The sequence below is a fragment of the Salmonella sp. A7 genome, from assembly GCF_020181675.1.
Classification (GTDB): domain Bacteria; phylum Pseudomonadota; class Gammaproteobacteria; order Enterobacterales; family Enterobacteriaceae; genus Salmonella; species Salmonella enterica.
In genome coordinates this window covers 3940810-3963217 of sequence record NZ_CP084001.1, presented here as the reverse complement: position 1 = coordinate 3963217, position 22408 = coordinate 3940810, and the positions used below count along the sequence as shown (strand labels likewise).

23 protein-coding genes and 1 pseudogene are annotated in these 22408 nt (G+C 52.0%); 8 read left to right on the top strand and 16 right to left on the bottom strand.

The features are described 5' to 3' along the window. The first annotated feature begins 85 nt into the window (after positions 1–85). Together LCS67_RS19330 and LCS67_RS19325 are read left to right on the top strand one after the other, a co-directional pair. Positions 86–997, top strand: coding sequence for an STM4504/CBY_0614 family protein (locus LCS67_RS19330; RefSeq protein ID WP_000556785.1), 912 nt, complete (start codon positions 86–88; stop codon positions 995–997). Positions 998–1201: 204 nt separating this feature from the next. Further along, positions 1202–1663 carry a DUF302 domain-containing protein gene (locus tag LCS67_RS19325; protein WP_001642121.1) on the top strand — a complete coding sequence of 154 codons (462 nt, stop codon included), beginning with the start codon at positions 1202–1204 and terminating at the stop codon, positions 1661–1663. On the opposite strand, the gene LCS67_RS19320 is transcribed toward LCS67_RS19325, so the two are convergent. Next, entirely contained in the window at positions 1660–2334 is a 675-nt protein-coding gene (locus LCS67_RS19320; RefSeq protein WP_000588686.1) for a dienelactone hydrolase family protein, read from the bottom strand. The genes LCS67_RS19325 and LCS67_RS19320 overlap by 4 nt on opposite strands. Positions 2335–2683: 349 nt before the next feature. Between LCS67_RS19320 and uxuR the strand changes: the two genes are divergently transcribed. Next, positions 2684–3457: a Uxu operon transcriptional regulator gene (gene uxuR / locus LCS67_RS19315; protein ID WP_000841654.1), complete on the top strand. Its 774-nt coding sequence runs from the start codon at positions 2684–2686 to the stop codon at positions 3455–3457. On the opposite strand, the gene trpS is transcribed toward uxuR, so the two are convergent. Then, on the bottom strand, positions 3458–4471 hold the full coding sequence (gene trpS / locus LCS67_RS19310; RefSeq protein ID WP_001094619.1) for a tryptophan--tRNA ligase: 1014 nt from the start codon (positions 4469–4471) through the stop codon (positions 3458–3460). A 717-nt stretch (positions 4472–5188) separates the two neighbouring features. On the opposite strand from trpS, the gene LCS67_RS19305 reads away from it, so the two are divergent. Both LCS67_RS19305 and LCS67_RS19300 read left to right on the top strand, forming a co-directional pair. Continuing rightward, positions 5189–5719 carry an Hcp family type VI secretion system effector gene (locus LCS67_RS19305; protein ID WP_000907671.1) on the top strand — a complete coding sequence of 177 codons (531 nt, stop codon included), beginning with the start codon at positions 5189–5191 and terminating at the stop codon, positions 5717–5719. 238 nt (positions 5720–5957) lie between these two features. Continuing rightward, positions 5958–6692, top strand: a complete 735-nt coding sequence (locus LCS67_RS19300) for an aspartate/glutamate racemase family protein (RefSeq protein WP_000683243.1) — start codon at positions 5958–5960, stop codon at positions 6690–6692. Between the two features lie 5 nt (positions 6693–6697). On the opposite strand, the gene hypT is transcribed toward LCS67_RS19300, so the two are convergent. From hypT to mdtM, 7 genes are all read right to left on the bottom strand, one after another. Then, the gene (gene hypT, locus LCS67_RS19295; protein ID WP_000383509.1) at positions 6698–7606 is read right to left on the bottom strand and encodes a hypochlorite stress DNA-binding transcriptional regulator HypT; all 909 of its coding nucleotides are present in this window, start codon (positions 7604–7606) and stop codon (positions 6698–6700) included. Between the two features lie 118 nt (positions 7607–7724). Further along, a complete protein-coding gene (iadA, locus tag LCS67_RS19290; RefSeq protein ID WP_001113050.1) occupies positions 7725–8897 on the bottom strand; it encodes a beta-aspartyl-peptidase in 1173 nt (390 codons plus the stop codon). 12 nt (positions 8898–8909) lie between these two features. After that, positions 8910–9371, bottom strand: coding sequence for a YjiG family protein (locus LCS67_RS19285; protein ID WP_000211979.1), 462 nt, complete (start codon positions 9369–9371; stop codon positions 8910–8912). Beyond that, complete coding sequence (locus LCS67_RS19280) at positions 9368–10039, bottom strand: nucleoside recognition domain-containing protein (protein ID WP_000068752.1); 672 nt, start codon at positions 10037–10039, stop codon at positions 9368–9370. The genes LCS67_RS19285 and LCS67_RS19280 overlap by 4 nt, the downstream gene beginning before the upstream one ends. Before the next feature lie 868 nt (positions 10040–10907). Continuing rightward, positions 10908–12092 carry an MFS transporter gene (locus LCS67_RS19275; protein ID WP_031568870.1) on the bottom strand — a complete coding sequence of 395 codons (1185 nt, stop codon included), beginning with the start codon at positions 12090–12092 and terminating at the stop codon, positions 10908–10910. A gap of 208 nt (positions 12093–12300) precedes the next feature. After that, complete coding sequence (locus LCS67_RS19270) at positions 12301–13572, bottom strand: DUF445 domain-containing protein (RefSeq protein ID WP_001033023.1); 1272 nt, start codon at positions 13570–13572, stop codon at positions 12301–12303. 86 nt (positions 13573–13658) lie between these two features. Then, positions 13659–14900, bottom strand: a complete 1242-nt coding sequence (gene mdtM / locus LCS67_RS19265; protein ID WP_001188918.1) for a multidrug efflux MFS transporter MdtM — start codon at positions 14898–14900, stop codon at positions 13659–13661. A 478-nt stretch (positions 14901–15378) separates the two neighbouring features. Here mdtM and LCS67_RS19260 point away from each other — a divergent pair, with 478 nt between their 5' ends. After that, positions 15379–16332: an Rpn family recombination-promoting nuclease/putative transposase gene (locus LCS67_RS19260; RefSeq protein ID WP_000750005.1), complete on the top strand. Its 954-nt coding sequence runs from the start codon at positions 15379–15381 to the stop codon at positions 16330–16332. Here the strand turns inward: LCS67_RS19260 and LCS67_RS19255 are convergent. Then, positions 16329–16472: a hypothetical protein gene (locus LCS67_RS19255; RefSeq protein ID WP_153247006.1), complete on the bottom strand. Its 144-nt coding sequence runs from the start codon at positions 16470–16472 to the stop codon at positions 16329–16331. The genes LCS67_RS19260 and LCS67_RS19255 overlap by 4 nt on opposite strands. Positions 16473–16512: 40 nt before the next feature. On the opposite strand from LCS67_RS19255, the gene LCS67_RS19250 reads away from it, so the two are divergent. Continuing rightward, positions 16513–17883 (top strand): NAD-dependent succinate-semialdehyde dehydrogenase, encoded by a 1371-nt coding sequence (locus LCS67_RS19250; RefSeq protein WP_000331434.1) that lies wholly within the window; start codon positions 16513–16515, stop codon positions 17881–17883. Between the two features lie 97 nt (positions 17884–17980). Here LCS67_RS19250 and LCS67_RS19245 read toward each other — a convergent pair. Further along, positions 17981–18121 (bottom strand): annotated as a pseudogene (locus LCS67_RS19245) (hypothetical protein); the annotation flags it as partial. On the opposite strand from LCS67_RS19245, the gene yjiS reads away from it, so the two are divergent. Beyond that, positions 18088–18252 (top strand): DUF1127 domain-containing protein YjiS, encoded by a 165-nt coding sequence (gene yjiS, locus LCS67_RS19240; RefSeq protein ID WP_000397916.1) that lies wholly within the window; start codon positions 18088–18090, stop codon positions 18250–18252. The pseudogene LCS67_RS19245 and the gene yjiS sit on opposite strands and share 34 nt — an antisense overlap. Before the next feature lie 76 nt (positions 18253–18328). On the opposite strand, the gene LCS67_RS19235 is transcribed toward yjiS, so the two are convergent. The 5 genes from LCS67_RS19235 to LCS67_RS19215 all read right to left on the bottom strand — a co-directional run bounded on the left by LCS67_RS19235 (position 18329) and on the right by LCS67_RS19215 (position 22371). After that, the gene (locus LCS67_RS19235) at positions 18329–19249 is read right to left on the bottom strand and encodes a DUF5655 domain-containing protein (RefSeq protein ID WP_031568878.1); all 921 of its coding nucleotides are present in this window, start codon (positions 19247–19249) and stop codon (positions 18329–18331) included. 410 nt (positions 19250–19659) lie between these two features. Then, on the bottom strand, positions 19660–20301 hold the full coding sequence (locus tag LCS67_RS19230) for a LysE family translocator (RefSeq protein WP_000438685.1): 642 nt from the start codon (positions 20299–20301) through the stop codon (positions 19660–19662). Positions 20302–20348: 47 nt separating this feature from the next. After that, positions 20349–21164 (bottom strand): AraC family transcriptional regulator, encoded by an 816-nt coding sequence (locus LCS67_RS19225; protein ID WP_001128427.1) that lies wholly within the window; start codon positions 21162–21164, stop codon positions 20349–20351. A gap of 36 nt (positions 21165–21200) precedes the next feature. Beyond that, complete coding sequence (gene yjiA / locus LCS67_RS19220) at positions 21201–22157, bottom strand: GTPase (protein ID WP_000187838.1); 957 nt, start codon at positions 22155–22157, stop codon at positions 21201–21203. Positions 22158–22167: 10 nt separating this feature from the next. After that, positions 22168–22371: a YbdD/YjiX family protein gene (locus tag LCS67_RS19215; protein WP_000460616.1), complete on the bottom strand. Its 204-nt coding sequence runs from the start codon at positions 22369–22371 to the stop codon at positions 22168–22170. Positions 22372–22408: the final 37 nt, after the last annotated feature.

Here is a 22408-nt window from a genome sequence, read left to right as displayed (position 1 = left end):
TGATATTAATACCTGAATTACTGAATTAGAGTAATGTGAAGCTATCCATAGCGTAATCTGTTCTGTTGCGGTTAAAGGGGGAGGAATGCACACCTTTAGACCATACTCACTAAGGCATAGCGATCTGTTATATGAAGATATTCCGTTAGAAATACGCGAGCAAATAATATTATTGATTATCAATACGCTAGGAAATTGCTCCTCTTTTTATGATATGACATTATACTGCTATCATAATAGTCATTCTGATGAAGTTTATCGAAGAATATGTAAAACGTTGCGCAAAGAGTATGGCTTATTCACCTTATATGCGCATTCAACGTCATATCTGGATGAAATGAGTAATCTGTTATTAAAAACAGATGATAAAAGAAAGCATATTGATACCATTGAACTTGCTTTTAACTATATAGATACCTACCTTCGGACCTATGAAGTTACGCTTGGGTTAGAACCGGATAAGGCGATTAGTGAATTAAATAATCTATTTCATGAGCATAGTTTAAAATATCGCTATGAAAATGGTAGAATTGTAAGGTTGCGCAGAATAAAACGGCTTAAAAACATATGTTATTATTTGTACTCCCCTGGAGAGTATGGCTTTGTCGAATATGATCTTATGGAAGCGTATAATCGCCTGATGCTTAATGATTTTGCCTGTGTCGTAAAGGAATGTCATGCAGCCTTCAGAAGCGTTCTTCTCAGAATTCATGAGAGAAAAGGTATCGTATATCATGAACAAGATAGTTTAAATACACTAATGGCTAATCTGATGGCGAGAGGCGTTATATCTGCTGAATATGTACATAAATTTCATTTTTTAAGTGACGTGCTGGAATCAGAAATATTTCTGCCGATGGCGCCAGAAAAATCGCATCATCACTACGCAATGATGCTCCGTATCTCTGAAGAGTTGGCCTGTAGTATTTATTATCTTACTGAGCGGAGTATATTTTTTCTTACCCAGCGGGCTGAAGAAGATGGTGCCGCGCCATAATAATGATCGCGCTGTCGCTCAGTCAGACTGCATCATCGTTATTTGAATTTGTTCAGACGTCGGAATTTTTTGTTCTGCCGTCTGTTTTTTTAGTGATGAGCTGTTCAGTGCAATAATAAGGGGTACAGTACGATGACTGATTTTTAAACTGCATATCATCTGTGTCGCATTTACTCATGGGTATTGGGTCAGGGAGAGAGAAGAATGAGTACTATTTTAAAGCCTTTTTTATTGGCGGTAACCCTGATGTTAATCTTAATAAGGCCTGGCTTTGCAACAGAGGATGGAGCGATAACCATGGTTAAAACCTACAGCGCTTATGATTATTTGCAGACCCGAGCGAGGTTGATGCACGCTGTCGCCGATCACGGTCTGGTGTTATTTGGGGAATTTGACCATGCCAGAGCGGCACAGAATGTTAACCTGAAAATGCCGCCGACAACGGTTCTGGTCTTTGGCAATCCTAAAGGCGGAACGCCTCTCATGCTGGCGCATCCCGAACTGGCACTGGATTTACCGTTTCGGGTGCTCATTAGCCAGCAAGCCGATGGGCGAACGTTGGTCAGTTATCATCCCGCTGAAACGCTGCAACGTTATGGTCTTGATGCCGCAGCCATACAGACTTTGAAAAAACTGGAACAGCTCGTTGAAAAAAGTCTCCACTAAAGCTGAAAATCGGGCGATGTGTTTGCACAGGTGATGTCGCGAATAAATGCGCTCACATCGTCCATTACCTGATGCGATAAGGCGGCATCGAAGGTGGCGCTATCAGCATCACAGAACCCGTGCCGCGCATCGTACATTTTACACTGCACCCGGGGTCGCTTTTCCAGCGCCTGTCGCATGGCGAGGGGATCAAACGCCGGCTCATAACGCGCGATAATAACCAGTGCCGGACAGAGAGGCGCAAGATGAAGGTACTGGCGTATACGGGAACCGTAATAGCAAATGACGCCATCGCATAACCCACTGGCTGCACTTAGCCATGCGAGCGTTGCTCCGACGCTATATCCTACGACGATTAACGTCTCATACTGCGTTCTGAGATCGTGGAGTAACGTGGTAACGACGGCGGGATCAAAGCCGACATTTGCTGAAAAGTGACGGTAAGCCTCCTCCTGCTGTTCATAGCGAAAGGGGGTATGGTGAGGAAACAGCGCGGGAATATAGATGTCGAATCCGCGCGTCATCCATTCATGGCCTGCGCGTTGGATATGAGCGTTAATACCATAAATTTCATGCAGAATAATCGCTGCCCGGCGATGGCGGCTCGACAGACTGGAGGCGTTGCTTCCCCCGGATACGCCTGGGGCGAAAAACACGGTGTCTTTTATCATAACGCGTTCTTGATACAAAGAGAGCGGCTGGATTTTCGCCGATCACGCTATGTCAGAGGCGTTGTTCCTGTCAATGTACAGACACATTTTATGGCCTGATTTTTGGTTGATAAATTTTATATTGGTAAACCAATATGCTGTTCATATTCAGGCATCAGGGCTAAAGGTGGAACATCAGTCGTGTATTGTCTATTGCCTTTCCTTTTATCTGGCCTCACTAGCGAAACGGGGCGCATTATTGTTTTGTTGGTTGACCAGTTTCGCGTTTTTGGTGTGCTACGCGTGCTATCCCTCTTTACAAATGCTATAGTCTGATACCGGGAAATCGCATCGGACGGGCACGACCAATATGAAATCAAACACTTCTCAGCAAAGACCTTACCAGGAAGTGGGCGCAATGATACGGGATCTGATTGTTCAGACGCCGTACCGCCCTGGGGAGCGCTTGCCGCCGGAAAGAGAGATCGCTGAGAGGCTCAATGTGACGCGTACCGTCGTGCGTGAAGCGCTGATCATGTTGGAAATTAAAGGTCTGGTTGAAGTCCGCCGCGGCGCCGGGATCTACGTGCTCGACAGCGCGGATAATAACGAGATGGAAGGCGCTGACGTCAATCACTGTAATGACGCCGGGCCGTTTGAACTGTTACAGGCGCGTCAGTTGCTGGAAAGCAATATCGCTGAATTTGCCGCTCTGCAGGCCACCCGCGAGGACATCATTAAAATGCGCCAGGCGTTACAACTGGAAGAGCGAGAGCTCGCCTCCAGCGCGCCGGGCGGCTCAGAAAGCGGCGATATGCAGTTTCATCTGGCCATTGCCGAAGCGACCCATAACAGTATGTTGGTAGAGCTCTTCCGCCAGTCCTGGCAATGGCGTGAAAATAATCCGATGTGGCTCCAGCTTCATAGCCATCTGGGCGATACGCTTTACCGTAAGGAGTGGCTGGTTGATCATAAGCAGATCCTCGCGGCGTTAATTAAGAAAGACGCCCGCGCAGCGAAGCTGGCGATGTGGCAGCACCTGGAAAACGTGAAGCAGCGTCTGCTGGAGTTTTCCAATGTTGATGACATCTACTTTGATGGCTATCTGTTTGAGTCATGGCCGCTGGACAACGTTGATGCCTGATTATACCTGGAATAGCGTGGGCAGACCCAGTCCACGTTTTACTTCCTGTAGCGTCTTTTGAGTGACCTCATGCGCCCGCTCGCTACCTTTTTTCAGCAATTCCATTAGCATTCCCTTATCCGCAATAAAGGTTGCCCGCCGTTCGCGTATTGGCGCGATCAGTTCTTGCAGGCAGGTCTCCAGCTCATTTTTACAGACACGATCGCCTAATCCGCCTTGTTGATAATGTACTTTCATCGCCGCGACTTTGGCTTTATCCGGATGGAACGCATCCAGCCACGTAAAGACGACGTTACCTTCTATTTTTCCCGGATCGCTAATTTTTAAATGATTGGAATCGGTGTACATCGCGCTGACCGCACGGTGGATGGTCTCTTCGCTGGCGGAAAGAAGCAGGGTATTGCCGAGCGATTTCGACATCTTGGCGCTGCCGTCAATGCCTGGCAGACGGCCCGTATCGCTCAGGAGCGCCTGACAGGGGCGCAATACCGGCGAGGAGAAAAGACTATTCATCTTATGAACGATCTCATTCGTTTGCTCAATCATGGGCAATTGGTCGTCGCCAACTGGTACCATTTCGGCCTTAAAGGCGGTGATATCTGCCGCCTGGCTAATGGGATACGCCATGAACCCGACCGGCAGGGAACGGGTAAAGCCTTTTTGGGCAATCTCATTTTTTACCGTAGGATTACGCTCGACTCGGGCGACGGTAACAATATTCATATACAGCACCGTTAATTCAGCGAGGGCGGGTAATGCGGATTGCAGGCAGATCGTCGTCAGCTTGGGATCGATGCCGACGGCCAGATAGTCAGCTAACACTTGCGGAATATTATCGCGGATTTTTTGCGGATTACTGCCGTTATCGGTGAGTCCCTGCAGGTCGGCAATCAGGACATACTGTTGGTGATCCTGCTGTAGCGCGACGCGCTGGCGCAGTGAACCGACATAATGGCCGAGGTGCAACGAGCCGGTGGGGCGATCGCCAGTCAGAATGATGGGAAGGGTGTTCATTAAGGACTCCTTTATGCTTACTGTAAAGCCGAAAGACGTCCCGAAACACAGTAGCCGCCTTTCGGCGGCTACTTAAAGAGGGATAGTGATCCGTGCCGCCTTCAGGAAGGCAGCCACCAGCGGAGATGGCGTTGCGTAGCGTTGGATCGTTTCGTGTTCATGTGATCTAACGTATCACGACTAAACGTAAGGGTAAAGCGGCTGGCGTGTCGTCCGGGCATAAAGTCATATCGCCTGAACAGAGAACATGTTACTGACTTTGAAACGCGATTTTATAATTTGCTGTCCAAAAATACGTGGCGCTGAAAGGCGCATTTTTGATGCAAATCATTTATTACTGTGATAACACTGCGCGCGATAAAAACATTAAATATATTCACATAGTAAATATGTTCTATTGGAATGGTTGTTTTCTATATGACAAAAGTCTAAAAAACCCATTGATGTGAAAAGGAATAAGAATTGTCTATATTCCGATTCTGTGTAATTAAGTAATTTCTCGGATAAAAATAAGAAATGATATTGATATTTCTTTTTTGATATGGTTCTTATAGCGGCTATGGTTATTCAGGAAACGATGCTTGAATGCCAGGCGTAATAGATTTCAGGTCAGTAGCGCTATTGTAAAATGGATTGTTGATGGCAGAAGGTATTTAGCAAGAATCCAGTTATAGCAGATTGTCGGTATTTAATCTGGTATACAGAGACACCAACGAAATGGCTGGAAAATGGAACGTTCTTTCATTGTTGGCGTTCCGTCCTTGTCAGCCTGCTTTGCCGCATGATAATCACGGAGGGGGGATGGACGCCATCTATTTAAAACTGGACGGTATTGAAGGCGAAAGCCGGATCAAAGGTTTTGAAAACCAAATAAAACTTATTGCTTACAACCACAACCCGACGAAACGGGAGTCCGGCGAAGCGAGAGGGACATATATTGGAGGATTGACGCTGACAAAGCCTGTCGATCTTGCTACGCCTGGCCTCTATGAGCACTATTGTAACGGGAAAACGGTGAAAGAAGGCGTGCTGACATTATGCCGTCGTGATAAGGGCGCAATGCTGCCATTTATTATTTATACGCTCACCAATGTGCGGATTTCACGCATGAGCAATCATGGCGACGCCGAAGGCAGCGCCACGGAGACCGTGGATTTGGTTTATAGCCATATTCGCTGGGATATTCCCGCATTAGCGTCGAAAAGCAAAACACGGCGGCCCCTTCACCGACAGGCGCTGTGGCGATGAGGATAAAACAAGCGTGCGGACTCGCAGTGGGCAATGCGGTGTAGCGAAATGGCATTTAGCGGCTTGCGAAGGTCGATGAGCGCTCATGTAACCAATCGATTGCCAGAAAAGGCGATAACGCGTGGCCCTTACACCCGTTATGATTTTTACGCATAGCCGCTAATAAAACGGCATTTTTTATATACACATCAAGTTGATAGTGTGTTTCTGACCTTGACGTAAATAAGCGGGAAAAGCGATGAAACACACCATTGGGATACTGGGGGGGATGGGACCTGCGGCAACGGCGGATATGTTGGAAAAATTTGTTGAATTACGACATGCCAGTTGTGATCAACAACACATCCCGCTCATTGTCAGCTCTATTCCTGATATTCCCGATCGTACAGCATGTCTGTTATCCGGCGGGCCTTCGCCATTCCGTTATCTGGAGCGTTATCTGCATATGCTGGAAGACGCCGGGGCGGAGTGTATCGTTATCCCATGCAACACTGCGCATTATTGGTTTGATGATTTACAGAACGTCGCGAAAGCGCGAATGATCAGCATTCTGGACGCTACTCTGGGGGATATTCCGCCATCGGCGCGGCACGTTGGTCTGCTGGCGACCAATGCGACGCTGGCAACCGGGTTATATCAAAAGAAAGCTCTGGCGCGGGGGCTGACGTTAATTCAGCCAGAAGACGCGGGGCAGGCGTTGGTAATGCAGGCTATTTATACGCTTAAACGTGGCGATAAAACTGCGGCGCAAGCGCTGCTGCTGCCGCAAATCGATAGCCTTATTGCCCGTGGCGCGCAGGCAATTATTATGGGGTGTACCGAAATTCCGCTTATTGTGGCCGGACATGAACGCGCGATAGCGTGCCCGATGATTGATTCCACAGCGTCGCTGGTGCGCGCGGCGATTCGTTGGTATGAGTCCTGGCCGGACACCCGCGCCTCTTTGACCGGGGAACAACGCCTTACCGCCTGATGTGTTTACAGTGCGGCCTGAAGCCCACGCAGGTCGCGCCAAAATGTTTCGGCTACCTGACTCATGCGGGTATTCATGCGATAAGCATAAGCCTGGATCGGGATAACCAGTTCGTCGGCATCAAGCACGATCAGGCGCCCGTCAGTAATCTCCTGACGGATAGCATACTCGGGCAACCAGGCGATTCCGCAGCCGTCCATCGCAACCTGTTTTAACAATTCACTCATCGAAGAGACGAAAAATGTACTGAAACTCAGTTCAGCATGGCGAGTCAGGGTACGATTTATCAGCCGGCCCATATAGGAGTTCTGACTGTAATTAAGCAGGGGAAAGTGCGGCTGCTCAAGCGTATAGCGCGGCTCGCCCCGGCCATTGTTGGCGCAAACCGGAAACAGTCTCGACTCAAACAGGCGGATGTTATCAAACGGCGCTTGTTGCAGGTTTTCATCGTGATAAGAAAAGATAAAATCGCTTTGCCCCTCACGTAACATATCCACCGCCTGGTCGACATCTATCGCCTCAACGGCGTAGGTAAACTGCGTCGGCATCTGCTTAACGATGGTCGGCAACAGGCCGAGGGAGAGCGAGTGGGCGGCGGCAATCTTGATTTTACGCAGCGTATAATCGCTGCCGCCGCGCAGTTCGGTCAGATTACTTTCCAGCTGCTGTAACAGGTGGCGAACCTGGGAGTGAAAGATTTTACCCTGTTCGGAAAGCTGTAGCGGTGAGACCTGTCGATTAAACAGTTCAACGCCCACGGCATGTTCCAGGGCGCGAATCCGCCGGCTAAAAGCGGGTTGCGATACGTTGCGGATAATGGCGGCCTGAGAGAAATTGCGGCACTTTTCCAGCGTCAGAAAATCATATAGCCATTTTGTCTCAATATTGTGCAAACCTGCTCCAGTTACATCCATTTACCGTTATCCTGTCAGCCGCCCGAAAGGGCATTCTACGTCCATTCGGGCGGCTGACAACCGCTTATCCCGTCCTCTTTCAGAATGCCGTGATGGGGCAGCCTGAAACTAGCGGGAATTACGCCGGTTCAAAGGTACCTTTTACGCAGGCTTTCCCCTCATTGACCATGCGTTTGCCGCGCGCATACACCTGCTCAATGCGTAAATCTGCGCTAAAGACGAGCAGATCCGCATCGTTACCGGGACGAATCTCGCCTTTGCCGTCCAGACTGAGGAAGGCGGCTACGCTGGTCGTCAGCGGACGCAGAGCATCGGTCAGGCTGAATCCGTAGTGGTTAACCAGCGTCTGCAACGTCTCCAGCAAACTTTCGAAGCCCGCGACGCCGATGCCCGTCAGATTTCCGGCAGCGTCAAATAGCGGCTGGCTGCCGTTGCCGTCTGAACTGAGCGTCACCCGGGAAAGCGGGACGCCGGCTTTTACCGCTCTGGCAATGCCCTCCGCCGGCGCGACGGGATCCGGAATACTGGAGGTAATGTCGATTACGCCGCCTTTAAGCGCAAACGCCAGTGCCTGCTCGAAAAGAGATTCGCTACGGTTGACGTGGGTAGGCAGCAGTTTACCGATCGGCACGTCGCTGTTTTCCAGGATGTCATACAGCGGCTGTAACCCTTTTTTGCTGCTGCCCATATGAAAAACGCTGACACCGGGTTTGCCGCCCAGCAGGCCGCCAACGCGTGATTCGGCGGCCATGCTGGCGAGTTGATTCCCGCCGGGCGCGGCGGAACGGTGGTCGGAGACTGCGCATTTCACGCCAATGACGCGATCGATCAGCGCGACGTCTTTTTCTACCGAGCCAGTAATGGTCGGCGACGGAACGTGATAAGCGCCCGTGAGCATCCAGGCGGTGATCCCCTCCTCATTTAGCGCTCGCGTTTTGGCTAACAGCGACGCGGGATGACGGCTAACGGAGTCGGTGCCAAGCAGGCCGACGACCGTTGTTATCCCGGCTTCCGTCAGGCGGCTCAGGGAGACTTCCGGCGTCCGCGTCGTCGGCCCCGCTTCGCCGCCGCCGCCGATCAGATGAACGTGTTGGTCGATAAAGCCCGGGCACAGCATACGACCGCTAAGATTAATCACCGCACAGTCCGGTACGATATCGCCGGGGATGTCAGCGCCGACGGCAATAATTTTGCCATTCGCGAGCAGAACATCACAGATGCCCCGGTCTTCTGGCGCAAACAGGTGCGCGCCCTGTAACAAGGTAAACTCCGCGGCGGATAAATCAGGCATGATAACTCCTTATTAAACAATAAGCTGCATGACCCAGATCGACAGCAGCGCATTGATGGCGCAGACTGCGATAATATGCGGGTAATATTTGGCGTTGACTTCGGCAGTACCGAGACAGCGGCCGACATTCTGTACCGGGTTTCCCATCAGGTAAATGGCTGGCAGTAGTACGGTAACATCGTGGCCACTTAGCGCGCCGGCGGTAGCCAGACTGGCCGCCACGCCAACGGCGCCGCCCATACTCATCAGCGAAGCCAGAAGCACCGTAGCCGCTTCGCCGGGAAGCCCCCACAATGCCATCACGGGCTGGCAGATATGGCCTACCCAGTCGAGCAGACCGGTAATTTTCAGCGCCTGAATAATGACAAATGCCATGACCACATTGGGTAACAGGTTGGTCGTGGCGATGGTAAAACCGCGGCGTGCGCCATCGATAAACATATCCATGACATTCTTACGTACCTGAGTCGTCATGATTGGGCTCCTTGCGCAGGGTGACGGCGTTCTTCGATGTTAATCCAGACGCGCAAAAGGTTTGCGCCGATAAATTTGAATAGCAGAATGACCACCAGCGGAATGATGACTGACGTCCCCAGAAAGGCGAATACCGCAACGCCGGAGGAGAAATAGTTGGTGATAATAGCGCTGCCGCTGGTCTGCCAGGCGGCAAAAATCACTTTATCGCGTTCGGTGATTTCGCCTTCCTGCGCCAGCTCTTTGGTCATACCCGCCGCGGCGTCGGTATTTTGCAGGTTGGCGATCAGCGCCAGTGAGCAAATGCCGGGAATGCCAAGCAATGGTTTCAGGATGGGCGTCATCAATTGCTGCGCCGCCCGCAGACCGCCAAGCCCATCCGTAATCGCGATGATACCCAGAGAAAGGATAACCGACGGCGCCAGCTCCAGCGCAAAAAGGAAGCCATCTTTCGCGCCCGTTCCGCCCGCGCCGCGAAAGGTCTGCGTACCGGTCACATGACCGAATGACCCGTTGAGTACGGTAAAATCAAAAACGCGCCACCAGCCTTCGCTTCCGGAAAATACGCCGGAAAAGAAAATAATGGTGAGAAAAAACGCCAGGTATCCCTTTATCCCGACCTTTTCTGTATCAAGCGGCATGGCCGCCCCGTCCACTTGTTGCGCCATAGCGATCCCCGAATTTTTTTGATGATGTGTTGGTTGTAGCCACAGGCCAAAAAGCCCGAAACAGAAAGACCTTATCAGCCATAAGGGTAAGGACAAAATGCAAGTATGTATCGTGCTATGCGTTTCTTGCATAGCAGCGCGAAAAATCACCATCTTCGCTACTGCCGGAGGCGCGGGGAACCGTGGACGGTATAACGCGAGGTAAAAAAGCAAAGAAACAGGTGTTGACGAAGACCGGAGCCGGGAGCAGGAAAAAGAGGAAATAAATTTGACGTTAGTCAATTTCACGCCACTTAATTATCGTTGTTAAAAAATAGGGTTTTTTAACCTAAATTTTACTTTTTACTGTAATTTTTCACGCCTTAAGAGGAATTGTCACGATCAGGTCAGTAGCCGCTGATGGGTCAGTTTGCGCCCTAAGAATCCTACGGGCAGGTAATAAAAAACGAATCATCTAATTAATTTCATGATGTGATTTATTTATAATTGTGATGATTTGAAAGGGCGCGATAATCATCATAATGGGATATACCCAAAATAATTCGAGTTGCTTAAAGGCGGCAAGGGAGTGAGTCCCCAGGAGCATAGATAACGATGTGATTGGGGTGAGCAACGGCCCGTCAGGGCGAGGCCCATGGATGGGCCGGGTAATCCGTAGCCAACACATAATCCACTTGAAGTATGAAGGGTATATAAAATAATAGGCAGATTGATAGCACTAAAAACCATAGAATAAGTATAGTTTTTAGTGGCATCTTTACCCTGAAATAACGTGTTGAGGATGTGCTATTAAAAACAGATCCGCATTGCGCCGCGAATAGCATTAAAGATACAACCTGGTGCGGAGAGCGTGGGTTTACTCTACCGCTTATTCACGTATCACAAACCGTTTTTGTTTTATCTGCTGCGCGGCGCTGATCAGCGCGGCAAAAAAGAGCGCCGCGGCGCCGCAAAGCGTGGCGTTGATAATTGCCGACGCGCCATTGCCTGACAGACTGGCGGCGAGCGGACCGAGAATTTGCCCAATACCATACGTTAGCGTCACCAGGCCTAACAAATTAATATTGCCCGGCACGCTGAGCTGTCGGGCAAGCGGCATCACCAGCGAGGTTGTACCCATAAACGTGGCGCCAAAACCAATACTGCTCAGTATTAACAGCAACAACGAGTCGCTGGCGAGAGACAGCAGCACGCAGGCGCTCTGGATCAACAGATTCGCGGTCAGGCATGGCAGGACGCCCCAATGTTTTGCCGCCCACAGCCAGCCGAAGCAGCCGGGAATGATCGCCAGGCCGACCAACGACCAAAGGTGCGCCGTGAGTAGCGGAGAGCCCGCGCTTTTCGCCATCAGCGGCAAATAGGTAGCGACAATGATGTAGCCGAATCCGGCGAAACCGTACAACAGCGCCAGTTGCCACCAGGGCATAGGCTGATTTTCGATTCTTGCTAAGGGCGCAGGCGGCAGCGCATGAGCGCGGGGGGGAATCAACATTGCCACGATTAATAGCAATATACCGGCGAGCGCTCCGGCCCCCAGCCATAGCGAATGGGCCGAAAGCGCATAATGTAAACCGCCAATGACATATTCGTTGCCCAGTGCAATCCCGGCCCCGACGCCGGAAAAGAGCGCGGCGATAACAAACGGATGGCGGGTATGATGCAACACAATCATTGATCCAAAAATCATCATTCCCGCACTCGCGACGCCTGCCAGGAAGCGCACCAACATGACGATTGCGGGTTGGGTAAATATCGCCATGGCCAGAATAAGAATACCGGTGGCGAACGCCGAAGCCAGCAGCATGGGGCGTAGACGAGAGGGGAGATGAAAAAGGCCAAAGGAAAACAGTAAGCTTCCCGCCAGGTACCCTGCATAATTGGCGCTGGCAATCCACGAGAGTTCGTTAAACGTTAGCTGCTTTTCCGCCAGCATTACCGGCAGCATGGGCGTATACAGAAAGCGGCCAACTCCCATCCCCAGCGTCAATACCATCATACCGAAAAGCGCCGTAAAAATGGGATGGCGAGGTGAAGCGCTCTGAGCATGAACCATGGTTTTTCTCTTTGCTAAAGTAAGGCAGGAATGCCGAATTGTTGTTTTAAATGATAATAAAAAGTAAAATTAATGTTTCAAATTTGCAAGAAAAGAAAGTGAAGCGCAGGCGAATAACGGATTGAGAAGAGGGGCATCGGTGGGAAATGGCATTAAATTAATGCCTCCCACGTGCGGGGTTTGGCAGTTAATCTGAACGAGAACGGCGTTAAATACTGAGCAGTGCCGGTATTTGCGACAGTAAATATAACACCAGACCGATAGCGCCGCCGACCAGCGTGCCGTTCACGCGGATAAACTGCAAATCTTTACCGATATTAAGCTCAATCTGCTGCGACATATCGCGCGCATCCCAGCCTTTTACGGTATCGCTGATGTGGCGCGTCAGGAAGGCGGCGAATTCCGGTGCGACGCGGTGCGCGGCCTGTTCCAGATGACCGTTAAGCGAGGCGCGTAATGCGTCGTCGGCGATCAGCGTCTCGCCAAACCATTGTCCGGCATGAGCGATGCGCTGCTTTACCTTCGAGTCTTCGGCGTTGATATCTGTTTTTAACCACTGGCGTAGATCCGCCCAGATCTCGCCGAGATAACGGTTAAACGCCTCATCTTCCTTCAGGTAACTTTTAATGTTTTCTGCCCGGGCAGCCATTTCCGGATCATGTTTAAGTTTATCGATCAGCTTATACGTCGCGCGATCGAAGGCATGACGAATCTGATGCGCGCGGTCGTGACTGATATCATCCAGCAGAGAATTTACCGCGTCGGAGACCAGTTCAGCGCTGTGTTCTCCCAGCCATTCGGTCGGCAGAATCTTCGCTTTTAACGGATGTTCCGTTTCCAGCCAGCGTATGATCTGTCTGGCGATAAATGTTCGGGAGCTGTCACGCTGTAACAGGGCGATAAGCTGGGCGATCAGCGTATCGAGTAACACCTGGTGACGATCGTTTTTGGTCATGCTTTCCAGCATCAGGGCGCTGGTGCCGGAAAGATCCACTTTATCAATCGCTTTATGTACCGCTCGCTTGAGCAGCCGCTGAATACGGGCGTCATCGGTCAGTTCCAGAAAGCCGCTCATAATTTGCAGCAGATGCTGCCCGACCCGGCTGGCGTTGTCCGGCTGGCTGAACCAGTTTCCGATAAGCAGCGCGGGTTCATGGCGGCGGATTAGCGCGATCAGCGACTGCGTATCAAGGAACTTCTCCTGCACAAATTGCCCAAGATTTTCGCCGATTCGATCTTTATTACGGGGAATAATCGCCGTATGTCGTGAAATAAACGGAATGGGAATACGGCGAAACAGCGCCACCACGGCAAACCAGTCCGCCAGCGCGCCAACCATCGCCGCTTCGGCAATAGCTTTTATGCCCAGCACCCAAAAACTGGGCGGCAGGAAAAGCGTGGTCACAAACGTCGCGGCGGCTATCAGCAACAGTGAGAGCGCCAGGCGTTTGGCGCGTTTGAGTTCGGCGATTTTATTCATAGGGTTAAGGATAGAGCCAGACGGCAGGAACGTGCAAAAAACATCAGATTATCCTGTGCCGGATAAGCCTCTATCCGGCAGAGTAGTTACTTCTCAGCGGCCAGTTCTGCCGCCTCATGCTGGCGCACGCGCTGTAATAATGTCGCCAGGGTGAAGACCACAATCACCCCGGCCACCGCTGCCAGCAGGTGAAACGGCAGTCTCCCGCCGTGAAACCACAGCCAGCGGCCAACTTCGACCGACACCGCCATCACCGTCAGAATCACCATGTTCAGCGAGGCCGAAACCGTCCCTTTTGGCAAGTTGTTGGAGAAAAGCGTGAAGCGAAACAGCGTCGGGAAAATCATTCCAATGCCGAACGCGTACAGGCTGGTGCCCAGCACAGACCAAAGCCAGACGTGCGGCAGAAGAAGATTACCGAGGAGTAATGTCGCCAGCCCGCTTAACTGAATTGGTACGGCGCGCCAGATAAAACGCGGTCGGGTCGGATCTTTCACCAGGCGCACAACGATCATATTGGCCACGATCACCGCGCCGAATACGGGCACCTGCGCCCAGGCGAATTGCGAAGTACTCATCCCGCCGGCATCGATCAGGATCACCGGCGACACCGCCACCCAGCTCATCATCGGGATGTAGCTCAACGACAGCGTCGCCGCCCCGGTGAGAAAAATCGGGTTGCGAAACACATTACGAAAATCGCGCAGTACGCTCACCGCACTGAACGGCACCGCGCCGCGTTGCACCGTTTCTGGCATCGCCAGCAGCAGGCCGCACAACGCCAACAGTCCCATCACCGCAATAATACCGAACAGCACCTTCCAGTGAACGAAGTGCATCAGCGCGGCGCCGGAGAGCGGGCCGATAACCGGAGCGACCAGCACAATGGAGGTAATAATCGCCATCAGCTTAATGGCTTTGGTTTGACCGAAGGCCTCCTGTACCGTGACGTAGCCGACCGTTGCGATAAAGCAAATGCTGGTGCCCTGCACAAAACGGGCAACCAGAAACTGCGTCATTGAGGTCGTCAACAGCGTTGCCGCGCAGGCGAGAGTAAAAATTAATGCCCCTGCGATCAGCACTGGCCGGCGGCCAATCCTGTCGGATAGCGGCCCCAGAAGCCATTGCAACGCCATTCCGCCCGCCAGATAGAGACTGACCGAGGCCGGCGCAAGACTGACGTCAGCATTAAAATCGCGCACGACGTTAATGATGCCAGGCTGAATCAGATCCGTCGTCAGATAGGCGGCAAAATCGTACAAAATCAGCGCCATCGGGAAAAATAACGTTGTGGCGCGTTGGGAGAAAAACTGAATAATCCGTTGCATAAAAAATGCGCTCCATGTCGGAGAACCCCATGATGGGACAGCGAAACTCAATACCGTCATCGTGACGTCAGGCAGGCGATGGAAACAGCGGCTGCGGATGTACTGAATTTCATGTAATCAAAAACGCTGCCGGTGAAAACACAGACAGGAAGAGACGCGTTCTGAATCTCGTCAGAACGTGTGGCGATTACAGATAACAATCAGCACATCACACCTCGGGAAATTTACGTTGCACGGAAAATATACACATTAAGTGTAATTAAATTTTGATGTTAATCAAAAGAGTTTGTCTGGTTAATAAAGATAAAGGCAGGGCGCGCAGGCTGGTATTTTGCGTGTTCAGTTCCGAAAATGCATGTGCATTACAGATAACAGGATTTATCTTCCGTCGCGCCTCGCAATGCTGAAAAGGTACGGATGAGAAAGGAATTTTCAGGAGGTAGAGTCGCAGCATCCCGGTTTGGGGTGACGGAGCGCCATGAAAAAATCGACGACCTCAACACCGCATGATGCGGTGTTTAAAACCTTTTTGCGCCACCCGGAAACCGCCCGCGATTTTATGGAGATTCATCTGCCGGTGTCGTTACGCCAGCTTTGCGACCTACGGACGCTAAAGCTGGAACCCGGCAGTTTTATTGAAAAAAATCTGCGAGCCTATTATTCCGATGTGCTTTGGTCGCTGAAAACGCGCGAGGGCGACGGTTATCTCTACGTCGTGATTGAACATCAGAGCACGCCGGATGCGCATATGGCGTTTCGGCTGATGCGGTATGCGATGGCGGCAATGCAACAGCATCTGGAGGCGGGGCATAAGCATCTTCCGCTGGTGGTGCCGATGCTGTTTTATCACGGTGTTGATAGCCCGTATCCTTTTTCGCTGTGCTGGCTGGATGAGTTTGCGAACCCGGAAGTGGCAAGAAGACTCTATGCCGCTGCCTTTCCGCTGGTCGATATTACGGTGGTATCGGATGATGACATTATGCAGCACCGCCGCATTGCGCTGCTGGAGCTCATCCAAAAACATATCCGCCAGCGGGACCTGCTGGGACTGGTTGAACAGATTGCTTCGCTGTTAGTTACTGGTTGCGCTAATGACAGGCAGCTTAAAGCGCTGTTTAATTATCTTATGATTCAGCACGGACACACGCCTCGTTTCACCACGTTTATTCGTGATGTGGTAGGGCATGTCCCGCACACTAAGGAGAGACTGATGACGCTGATAGAGAGGATCCGCGCAGCGGATCGCAGAAAAGGGGAACGGCAAGGAAGACAGGTCGGTCTGGAGGAAGGATTAGAAAAAGGGCTGGAAAAAGGTCAGCACGTTGCCGCATTGCGTATCGCCAGACAGATGCTGGCGGACGGACTTGACCGCGAGACTGTCCAGCGGTTCACCGGCCTTACGGCTGAAGAGCTTCAGGATGTTAGCCACTAACGCGGTTCCAGTCTGAATGTTGCAGGCCCGGTGATCGCCGGGCAACGCTCTCTATAATTATCGCTGATAACCGCACGAATATACCGAACTTTACCGATAGCGCCAGCCATCTCTACTACCCTTATTGTTCTGAGCGGCATTTACGGCTGCCTTAATGACGATAACAAGGAGACATGTGATATGGCTTACCAGACAGTGAATCCTGCCAATAATCAGCTCATTAAAGAGTACCCCCCGCACACGGACGCGGATATTGAAACCGCGCTGCAAAAAGCTGACGCGCTCTATCACTCCGACTGGTCCAAGGGAGAGATTGACCAACGTCTGCCGGTACTGCATAAGCTGGCTGATTTGATCGACAGCCGTGTTGAAGAACTGGCAAAAATCGCCAGCCAGGAGATGGGTAAGCTCATCGAGCAGAGCCGTGGCGAAGTCAAACTGTGTGCGCAGATCGCTCGCTATTATGCGGATAACGCGAAGCAGTTTCTTGCCCCGGTGCCTTATAAAACCGAGTTTGGCGACGCGTGGGTAGAACATCATCCGATTGGCGTCATCATGGCCGTTGAGCCGTGGAACTTCCCGTACTATCAGTTGATGCGTGTGCTGGCGCCGAACCTGGCCGCGGGTAACCCGGTGCTGGCGAAACATGCCAGCATCGTACCGCACTGTGCCGAGACGTTTGCCCATCTGGTGCGTGAAGCTGGCGCGCCGGACGGCGCATGGACCAACCTGTTTATTTCCTCCGATCAGGTGGCGAACATCATCGCCGACCCGCGCGTGCAGGGCGCGGCGCTGACCGGATCTGAAAAAGCGGGGAGCGCCGTGGCGGCACAGGCGGCGAAGCACATTAAAAAATCGACGCTGGAACTGGGCGGGAACGATGTGTTCGTCGTGCTGGACGATGCCGATCTTGAGAAAGCGGTGAAAATTGGCGTGCAGGCACGACTCACTAATGCAGGGCAGGTATGTACGGCGGCGAAGCGCTTTATCCTGCATGAGAAAATCGCCGATCAATTCCTCAGCCAGTTCACCGAGGCGTTCAGGAAGGTGAAGGTGGGGGATCAGATGGACGCTTCTACCGAACTGGGGCCGCTGTCGTCGAAAGATGCGCTGGAAACATTGACCAGACAGGTCGAGGAAGCGGTGAAAAATGGCGCGACGCTGCACGTTGGCGGCAAGCCGCTGGAAAGCAAAGGCAACTTCTTTGAGCCGACCATTCTGACCCACATTACGCGTGACAACCCGGCGTACTTTGAAGAGTTCTTCGGCCCGGTGGCGCAGATGTATTTGGTGAAAGACGATGACGAGGCGGTAAAACTCGCCAACGATTCCCACTACGGTCTGGGCGGCGCGGTGTTTAGTCAGGATATCGAGCGCGCTAAACGCATGGCCTCCCGGATTGAAACCGGGATGGTTTATATCAACTGGCTGACCGACACCGCAGCGGAGCTGCCGTTCGGCGGCGTTAAGCGTTCGGGCTTCGGACGCGAGCTATCGGATCTGGGGATTAAGGAGTTTGTGAACCAGAAGCTGGTAGTGGTGCGCCGCTAATCCCTGTTGCCCCTCTGAAATCGGGAGGGGCCTGGCTTTTTGCAGCGAAGGACGCGGATCTTAAATCAGAACGAAATAAGCGAACAAAACACCCTAAATCGCCCTCCTTATTTATCCACGTTGCACTAACCGTGTTTTTTATCCCGGTATTGTTTGTACAGACATTCATGATGCCCGCATTTTCTGTTCTATGCGGAGGCCGGTATGGAATTTTACGAGAACCGCCCCAGACAACCATTTATTGGCTTTGTGCAGCTCAGACGGGCGCTAAAAAGGTGGTGGCTGCGTAAGCGGGCCTGTCAGGCGCTGCGGCGAATGAGTGACGAACAGTTAAGGGATATTGGGTTGGAAAAGAAGGATGTGGAATAACAGATAAGAGTCAGTAAAACTGGAAAGGCTGGATAATCTTATCTTAACCTCTCCAGTAGGCGGGTATCCTGGAACGCTAATTTTCCTGCCAGGCTTTCTCGATCAGCAGTTTGGCTTTATCCAGATCGTGTTCGTCACGCACAATCAATTCGACGTCGCCGGTTCCCCAGTGGCCAATATGCGTGACGTCCCGGCTAAATCCTTCTTCAAGCTGGATATGCTGTGGATTGATTTTCAGCCACAGGCGTAGGTGTGGGTCGGTCACGGGATAAACGGCCACGCACAGAAAGTTACGAATGAGGTGGAAGGCGTCATAGAGCTTAAGCTCTTTAAACTGAACCTCATCACTGAGTGAGAGCACATAGCTTTTTAGCTGTTCATATAATGAAAGCAGCGCGGGAGAGGCCGAAGAGAGCTGTTCGCGCTGCGTGCGGGTATGGCGTTTACCGCTGCTGACGGAACCGTTCGCGATGATGTGCTGAGGGCTATTTTCGACCACGGCGTTAACCAGTTCCAGCATTAACAGGTCGTCGGCAAAAAGCTTGTAGCGAATCAGGTTGATATTGCGGTTGATTTGCTGAACGGCATGTTCGTCGTATTTATTAAAATCGGCGGCAATACAGATTAACCGTGTGCCGGACCAGTCAATGGCTTTGGCCGCGGTTTTACTTATTTTCTCCATCACCAGCAACTGAAATTCCGCTTTATGATCGAGCAGCCAGTCGAGATAAAACAGCCCCTGGTTAATGACGTTTTCATTGCTGTGGCGTTTATATTCAATAATCACCGGGCAGTTATTTTCGTCGAGGCCGAGGGAATCAATTCGCCCACGATGGGTTTTACCCGTGCGGTATTCGGTCTCGAGAAAGCGGACGCCAAGGAATGTTTCCATATGGGATTCGATCAGCATTTGCAGATCTTTTTCAATGGCTGCGGCTTTGCCCGGCAGTTCTTGTACTTTCCCGTCACCGAGGCGGAAAAGCTGGATATCGCTCATGGATCCCTCCTGAATTTTCTGCGCACTATCATACGTTATGTGAAAAGAGATAAAAGCGGAAATCGGGCTTTTGGAGGTGAGATATGTTATAAGCCCGACAGCAGGTGGTTACCGGGCAGCGGGCCGTAGGTCGGATAAGCGTTAGCGCCATCCGACGCTGTTACAGCAGTTTGCGCATCTTACAGAAGGAAAGTCCAGCTGAAAATCAATGAAAATAAGCCGCTGGATGAGAGGTGATATTATATTTGGTGATGAGAATAAAGCGGCTATTTAGTCGCTTTATTGGTTTCTGGGGGCAGGTTAATTTATGGCGGCGTCGGCATTATAAGAAGGAAAGGGTTCGAATGATGCAGACCCTATTCATCTGCCCGGGCAACGTTGACCACCGTATAAAGCTGCCCCTCATTGATTTAACTTGTAATGAACTGCCACACAATCCAGCAGCCAAAGGCGATCAGAATGCCGCCGGCGGCGCGTTCAATTTTCCAGACAAGATTACCCAGACGACCTTGAATTTGCGGCAGGGCGATAAGCGTTATCAGCAGCAGATCCCAGAGTAACACTACGCTGGTCATCCAGATTCCACATATGGCCTGCTGTGTAACGGTCACGTTTGGGCCCAGCAGGGCGGTCATTAGCGCCAGATAAAACAGAGCATTTTTCGGATTCAACAGCGATGAACCTAGCCCCAGTAATAGTTGTTTTGCCAGTGATGGACATGCCGATGCGGCGTACCGCCACTCCAGCGGCCCGGCGCGGCTTTTCAACAGTTGACGGCCCACCCATAGCAGGTAGGCGGCACCCAATAGTTCGATGATGGTAAAGAGCAGCGGCGTCTGACGTAGTAGCCCTGACCCAATCACCACCAGCAGAATATAGAGCCCATTTCCCGCCGCAATGCCGAGGCACAGCCCGACGCTACCGCGCAGCCGATAGCGTACGGCGTAACCGACCAGCAAAAAGAAGTCCGGACCCGGGCTGAGCAGCGCCATAAAATGCGCCAGCGCCAGTGCGGGAAACGCCGGAGGAAATAACGTTGTAACCTGTTCCATAGTAACCTCAGTGATGATACTGAGGTCAGCCTATACCTGCGGATGCGCTATTTATTGTCGGATATTGATCTGTTCTGCGCGTACTGACGCGGCGTTGCCGCCGTGTAGCTGACGAAGGTTTTGTGGAAATGACTTTGATCGGCGAAACCGGTCTGATAGGCAACATCGGCAATATCGTCCCCGGCGCGCAATCGGTGCCGGGCATATTCAATGCGGGCCATATTGGTAAAGCTGACAGGAGTCAGGCCTGTATCCTGCTTAAAAGTGCGAATCAGAGTCTCCTTACGGAGCGCAAACTCCTGCGCCAGTGTGTCCAGCGTCGGCGGTTCCTGAAGGTTGCTGACTAAGCGGGCAACCAACTGGCGGCTGATGGCGCATGGCGGTTCGGCGTCGGCGCTTTGTAGCGGCAGGGCGCGCAACAGGTGGATAATAAGCGCCGGAAGTCCGGCGGTTTGTTGCTGAGTAATAGACGTCACAATTTGCTGATAAAGCTGGAAAAGCTGCGGGTCCTGCAACTGTGGCTGCGTGGTATGCAGGCGGCTATTCGCCGGCAAATGGGGGAGCTGCGTCAGGCACCAGTCCGCATCGAGATACAGCATATGATAGCTGCGTGGTCGCTCGTGGAGCGGGTTACAACTGTGTGGAGATTGCGGGGGGATCAGGATCAGCTCGCCGGGGCGTAACAGATACTCTTGTCCGTTACTGATGCAGCGGGTTTCTCCGGCGATGATTGCGCCCAGCGACAGTTGCGGGTGGCTGTGGCGCTTATAGGCCTGACGGCTTTCACTGGTGGTACGTAGCTCCAGCCACGGCAGTTGTGGCAGACGCCAGAAGCGTTGGTGAATATCTCGGATAAGGGGCATACAATCTCCTGTGCGGCCCGGCTTTTCTGCGCCCGTTTACTTCCTTAACCCCGCAAATGCCGCTCTGATCTCGTCTTCCGGCAACTGGATCCCGATAAACACTAGCGTGCTGTGCGGCGTTTCGTCGCCCCACGGTCTGTCCCAGTCGGCGCTGTAGAGACGCTGCACGCCCTGGAACAGCAGACGGTTGGGTTCGCCGTCGATCCACAGCATCCCTTTGTAACGCAGCAGTTTATCCGCTGATTCCAGCAGCAGGTTTTCCATCACTCGCGAAACCTCGCTGATATCCACCGGGTAATCCAGCTCCACCACAATTGACGACACATCGTTCTGTTTATCGGCAATAAAGTGGAAACGCGGTTGGCTTGCCAGCACGTTCTCTTCCAGCATAAAGCCGCTGGTATTAAACAACTGGCTCAGGTCAATATCGCCATGTACCACGGTGTAAACCGGGGCGCGGGCGTTGATACGCGCCAGCCGCTCGCGCAGTTTCTCGCTGTCGCCTGCCACGTCGGTTTTGGTCAGCAGGATACGGTCGGCGTAGCCTATCTGCGACTGGGCGATGGTGAACTGGTTCATCTGCTCGTTAGCGTGCACCGCGTCGACCAGCGCAATCACGCCGTCTAACAGGTAGCGTTCGCATAATACGTCATGGGAGAAAAAGGTCTGAATAATCGGGCCGGGGTCAGCCATGCCGGTGCATTCAATTACCAGGCGGTCGAAAGCAATATCGCCGCGGTCGCGGCTGTCGAGCAGGTCTAATAGCGCATCTTCCAGCTCGTTGGAGCGGGTACAGCAGATGCAGCCGTTAGTCAGGGTTTTGATCTGTGTGGCGCGATCGCCAATCAGTTGATCGTCAACGGAGACTTCGCCAAATTCGTTTTCGATAACGGCGATTTTAAAACCATGTTGTTCGTTGAGGATATGGCGTAGCAGGGTGGTTTTGCCGGCACCAAGAAAACCGGTAAGTAGGGTAACTGCAATCGGGGTCATAGTCTCTCCATTAACAACAGCGCATACCGCCTTTGCCATCGCCGCCGTAACGTGCTTGCTGACGTTCGCGGAAGAACTCTTCATAGGTCATGTACGGCTTGTCGGGATGGTTGGTTTTCATGTGCTCGACATAGTTGTCGTAGTCCGGAATACCAATCAACATTTTTGCCGCCTGGCCGAGATATTTTTTTGCCTGACCTAAAGTATCAAACATTCTGCCGTCCTGTTAATGAATAAAGCCGGATGGCGGC

Excerpts from the sequence above, each read along its gene's own strand:
- yjiA (WP_000187838.1), bottom strand. The coding sequence starts at position 22,157 with ATGACCCCGATTGCAGTTACCCTACTTACCGGTTTTCTTGGTGCCGGC.
- LCS67_RS19300 (WP_000683243.1), top strand. The coding sequence starts at position 5,958 with ATGAAACACACCATTGGGATACTGGGGGGGATGGGACCTGCGGCAACG.
- LCS67_RS19250 (WP_000331434.1), top strand. The coding sequence starts at position 16,513 with ATGGCTTACCAGACAGTGAATCCTGCCAATAATCAGCTCATTAAAGAG.
- LCS67_RS19215 (WP_000460616.1), bottom strand. The coding sequence starts at position 22,371 with ATGTTTGATACTTTAGGTCAGGCAAAAAAATATCTCGGCCAGGCGGCA.
- mdtM (WP_001188918.1), bottom strand. The coding sequence starts at position 14,900 with ATGCAACGGATTATTCAGTTTTTCTCCCAACGCGCCACAACGTTATTT.
- LCS67_RS19305 (WP_000907671.1), top strand. The coding sequence starts at position 5,189 with ATGGCTGGAAAATGGAACGTTCTTTCATTGTTGGCGTTCCGTCCTTGT.
- LCS67_RS19270 (WP_001033023.1), bottom strand. The coding sequence starts at position 13,572 with ATGAATAAAATCGCCGAACTCAAACGCGCCAAACGCCTGGCGCTCTCA.
- LCS67_RS19255 (WP_153247006.1), bottom strand. The coding sequence starts at position 16,472 with ATGCCGCTCAGAACAATAAGGGTAGTAGAGATGGCTGGCGCTATCGGT.
- LCS67_RS19280 (WP_000068752.1), bottom strand. The coding sequence starts at position 10,039 with ATGGCGCAACAAGTGGACGGGGCGGCCATGCCGCTTGATACAGAAAAG.
- LCS67_RS19235 (WP_031568878.1), bottom strand. The coding sequence starts at position 19,249 with ATGAGCGATATCCAGCTTTTCCGCCTCGGTGACGGGAAAGTACAAGAA.
- LCS67_RS19230 (WP_000438685.1), bottom strand. The coding sequence starts at position 20,301 with ATGGAACAGGTTACAACGTTATTTCCTCCGGCGTTTCCCGCACTGGCG.
- iadA (WP_001113050.1), bottom strand. The coding sequence starts at position 8,897 with ATGCCTGATTTATCCGCCGCGGAGTTTACCTTGTTACAGGGCGCGCAC.
- LCS67_RS19260 (WP_000750005.1), top strand. The coding sequence starts at position 15,379 with ATGAAAAAATCGACGACCTCAACACCGCATGATGCGGTGTTTAAAACC.
- LCS67_RS19285 (WP_000211979.1), bottom strand. The coding sequence starts at position 9,371 with ATGACGACTCAGGTACGTAAGAATGTCATGGATATGTTTATCGATGGC.
- hypT (WP_000383509.1), bottom strand. The coding sequence starts at position 7,606 with ATGGATGTAACTGGAGCAGGTTTGCACAATATTGAGACAAAATGGCTA.
- LCS67_RS19330 (WP_000556785.1), top strand. The coding sequence starts at position 86 with ATGCACACCTTTAGACCATACTCACTAAGGCATAGCGATCTGTTATAT.
- uxuR (WP_000841654.1), top strand. The coding sequence starts at position 2,684 with ATGAAATCAAACACTTCTCAGCAAAGACCTTACCAGGAAGTGGGCGCA.
- trpS (WP_001094619.1), bottom strand. The coding sequence starts at position 4,471 with ATGAACACCCTTCCCATCATTCTGACTGGCGATCGCCCCACCGGCTCG.
- LCS67_RS19225 (WP_001128427.1), bottom strand. The coding sequence starts at position 21,164 with ATGCCCCTTATCCGAGATATTCACCAACGCTTCTGGCGTCTGCCACAA.
- LCS67_RS19275 (WP_031568870.1), bottom strand. The coding sequence starts at position 12,092 with ATGGTTCATGCTCAGAGCGCTTCACCTCGCCATCCCATTTTTACGGCG.
- LCS67_RS19325 (WP_001642121.1), top strand. The coding sequence starts at position 1,202 with ATGAGTACTATTTTAAAGCCTTTTTTATTGGCGGTAACCCTGATGTTA.
- LCS67_RS19320 (WP_000588686.1), bottom strand. The coding sequence starts at position 2,334 with ATGATAAAAGACACCGTGTTTTTCGCCCCAGGCGTATCCGGGGGAAGC.
- yjiS (WP_000397916.1), top strand. The coding sequence starts at position 18,088 with ATGGAATTTTACGAGAACCGCCCCAGACAACCATTTATTGGCTTTGTG.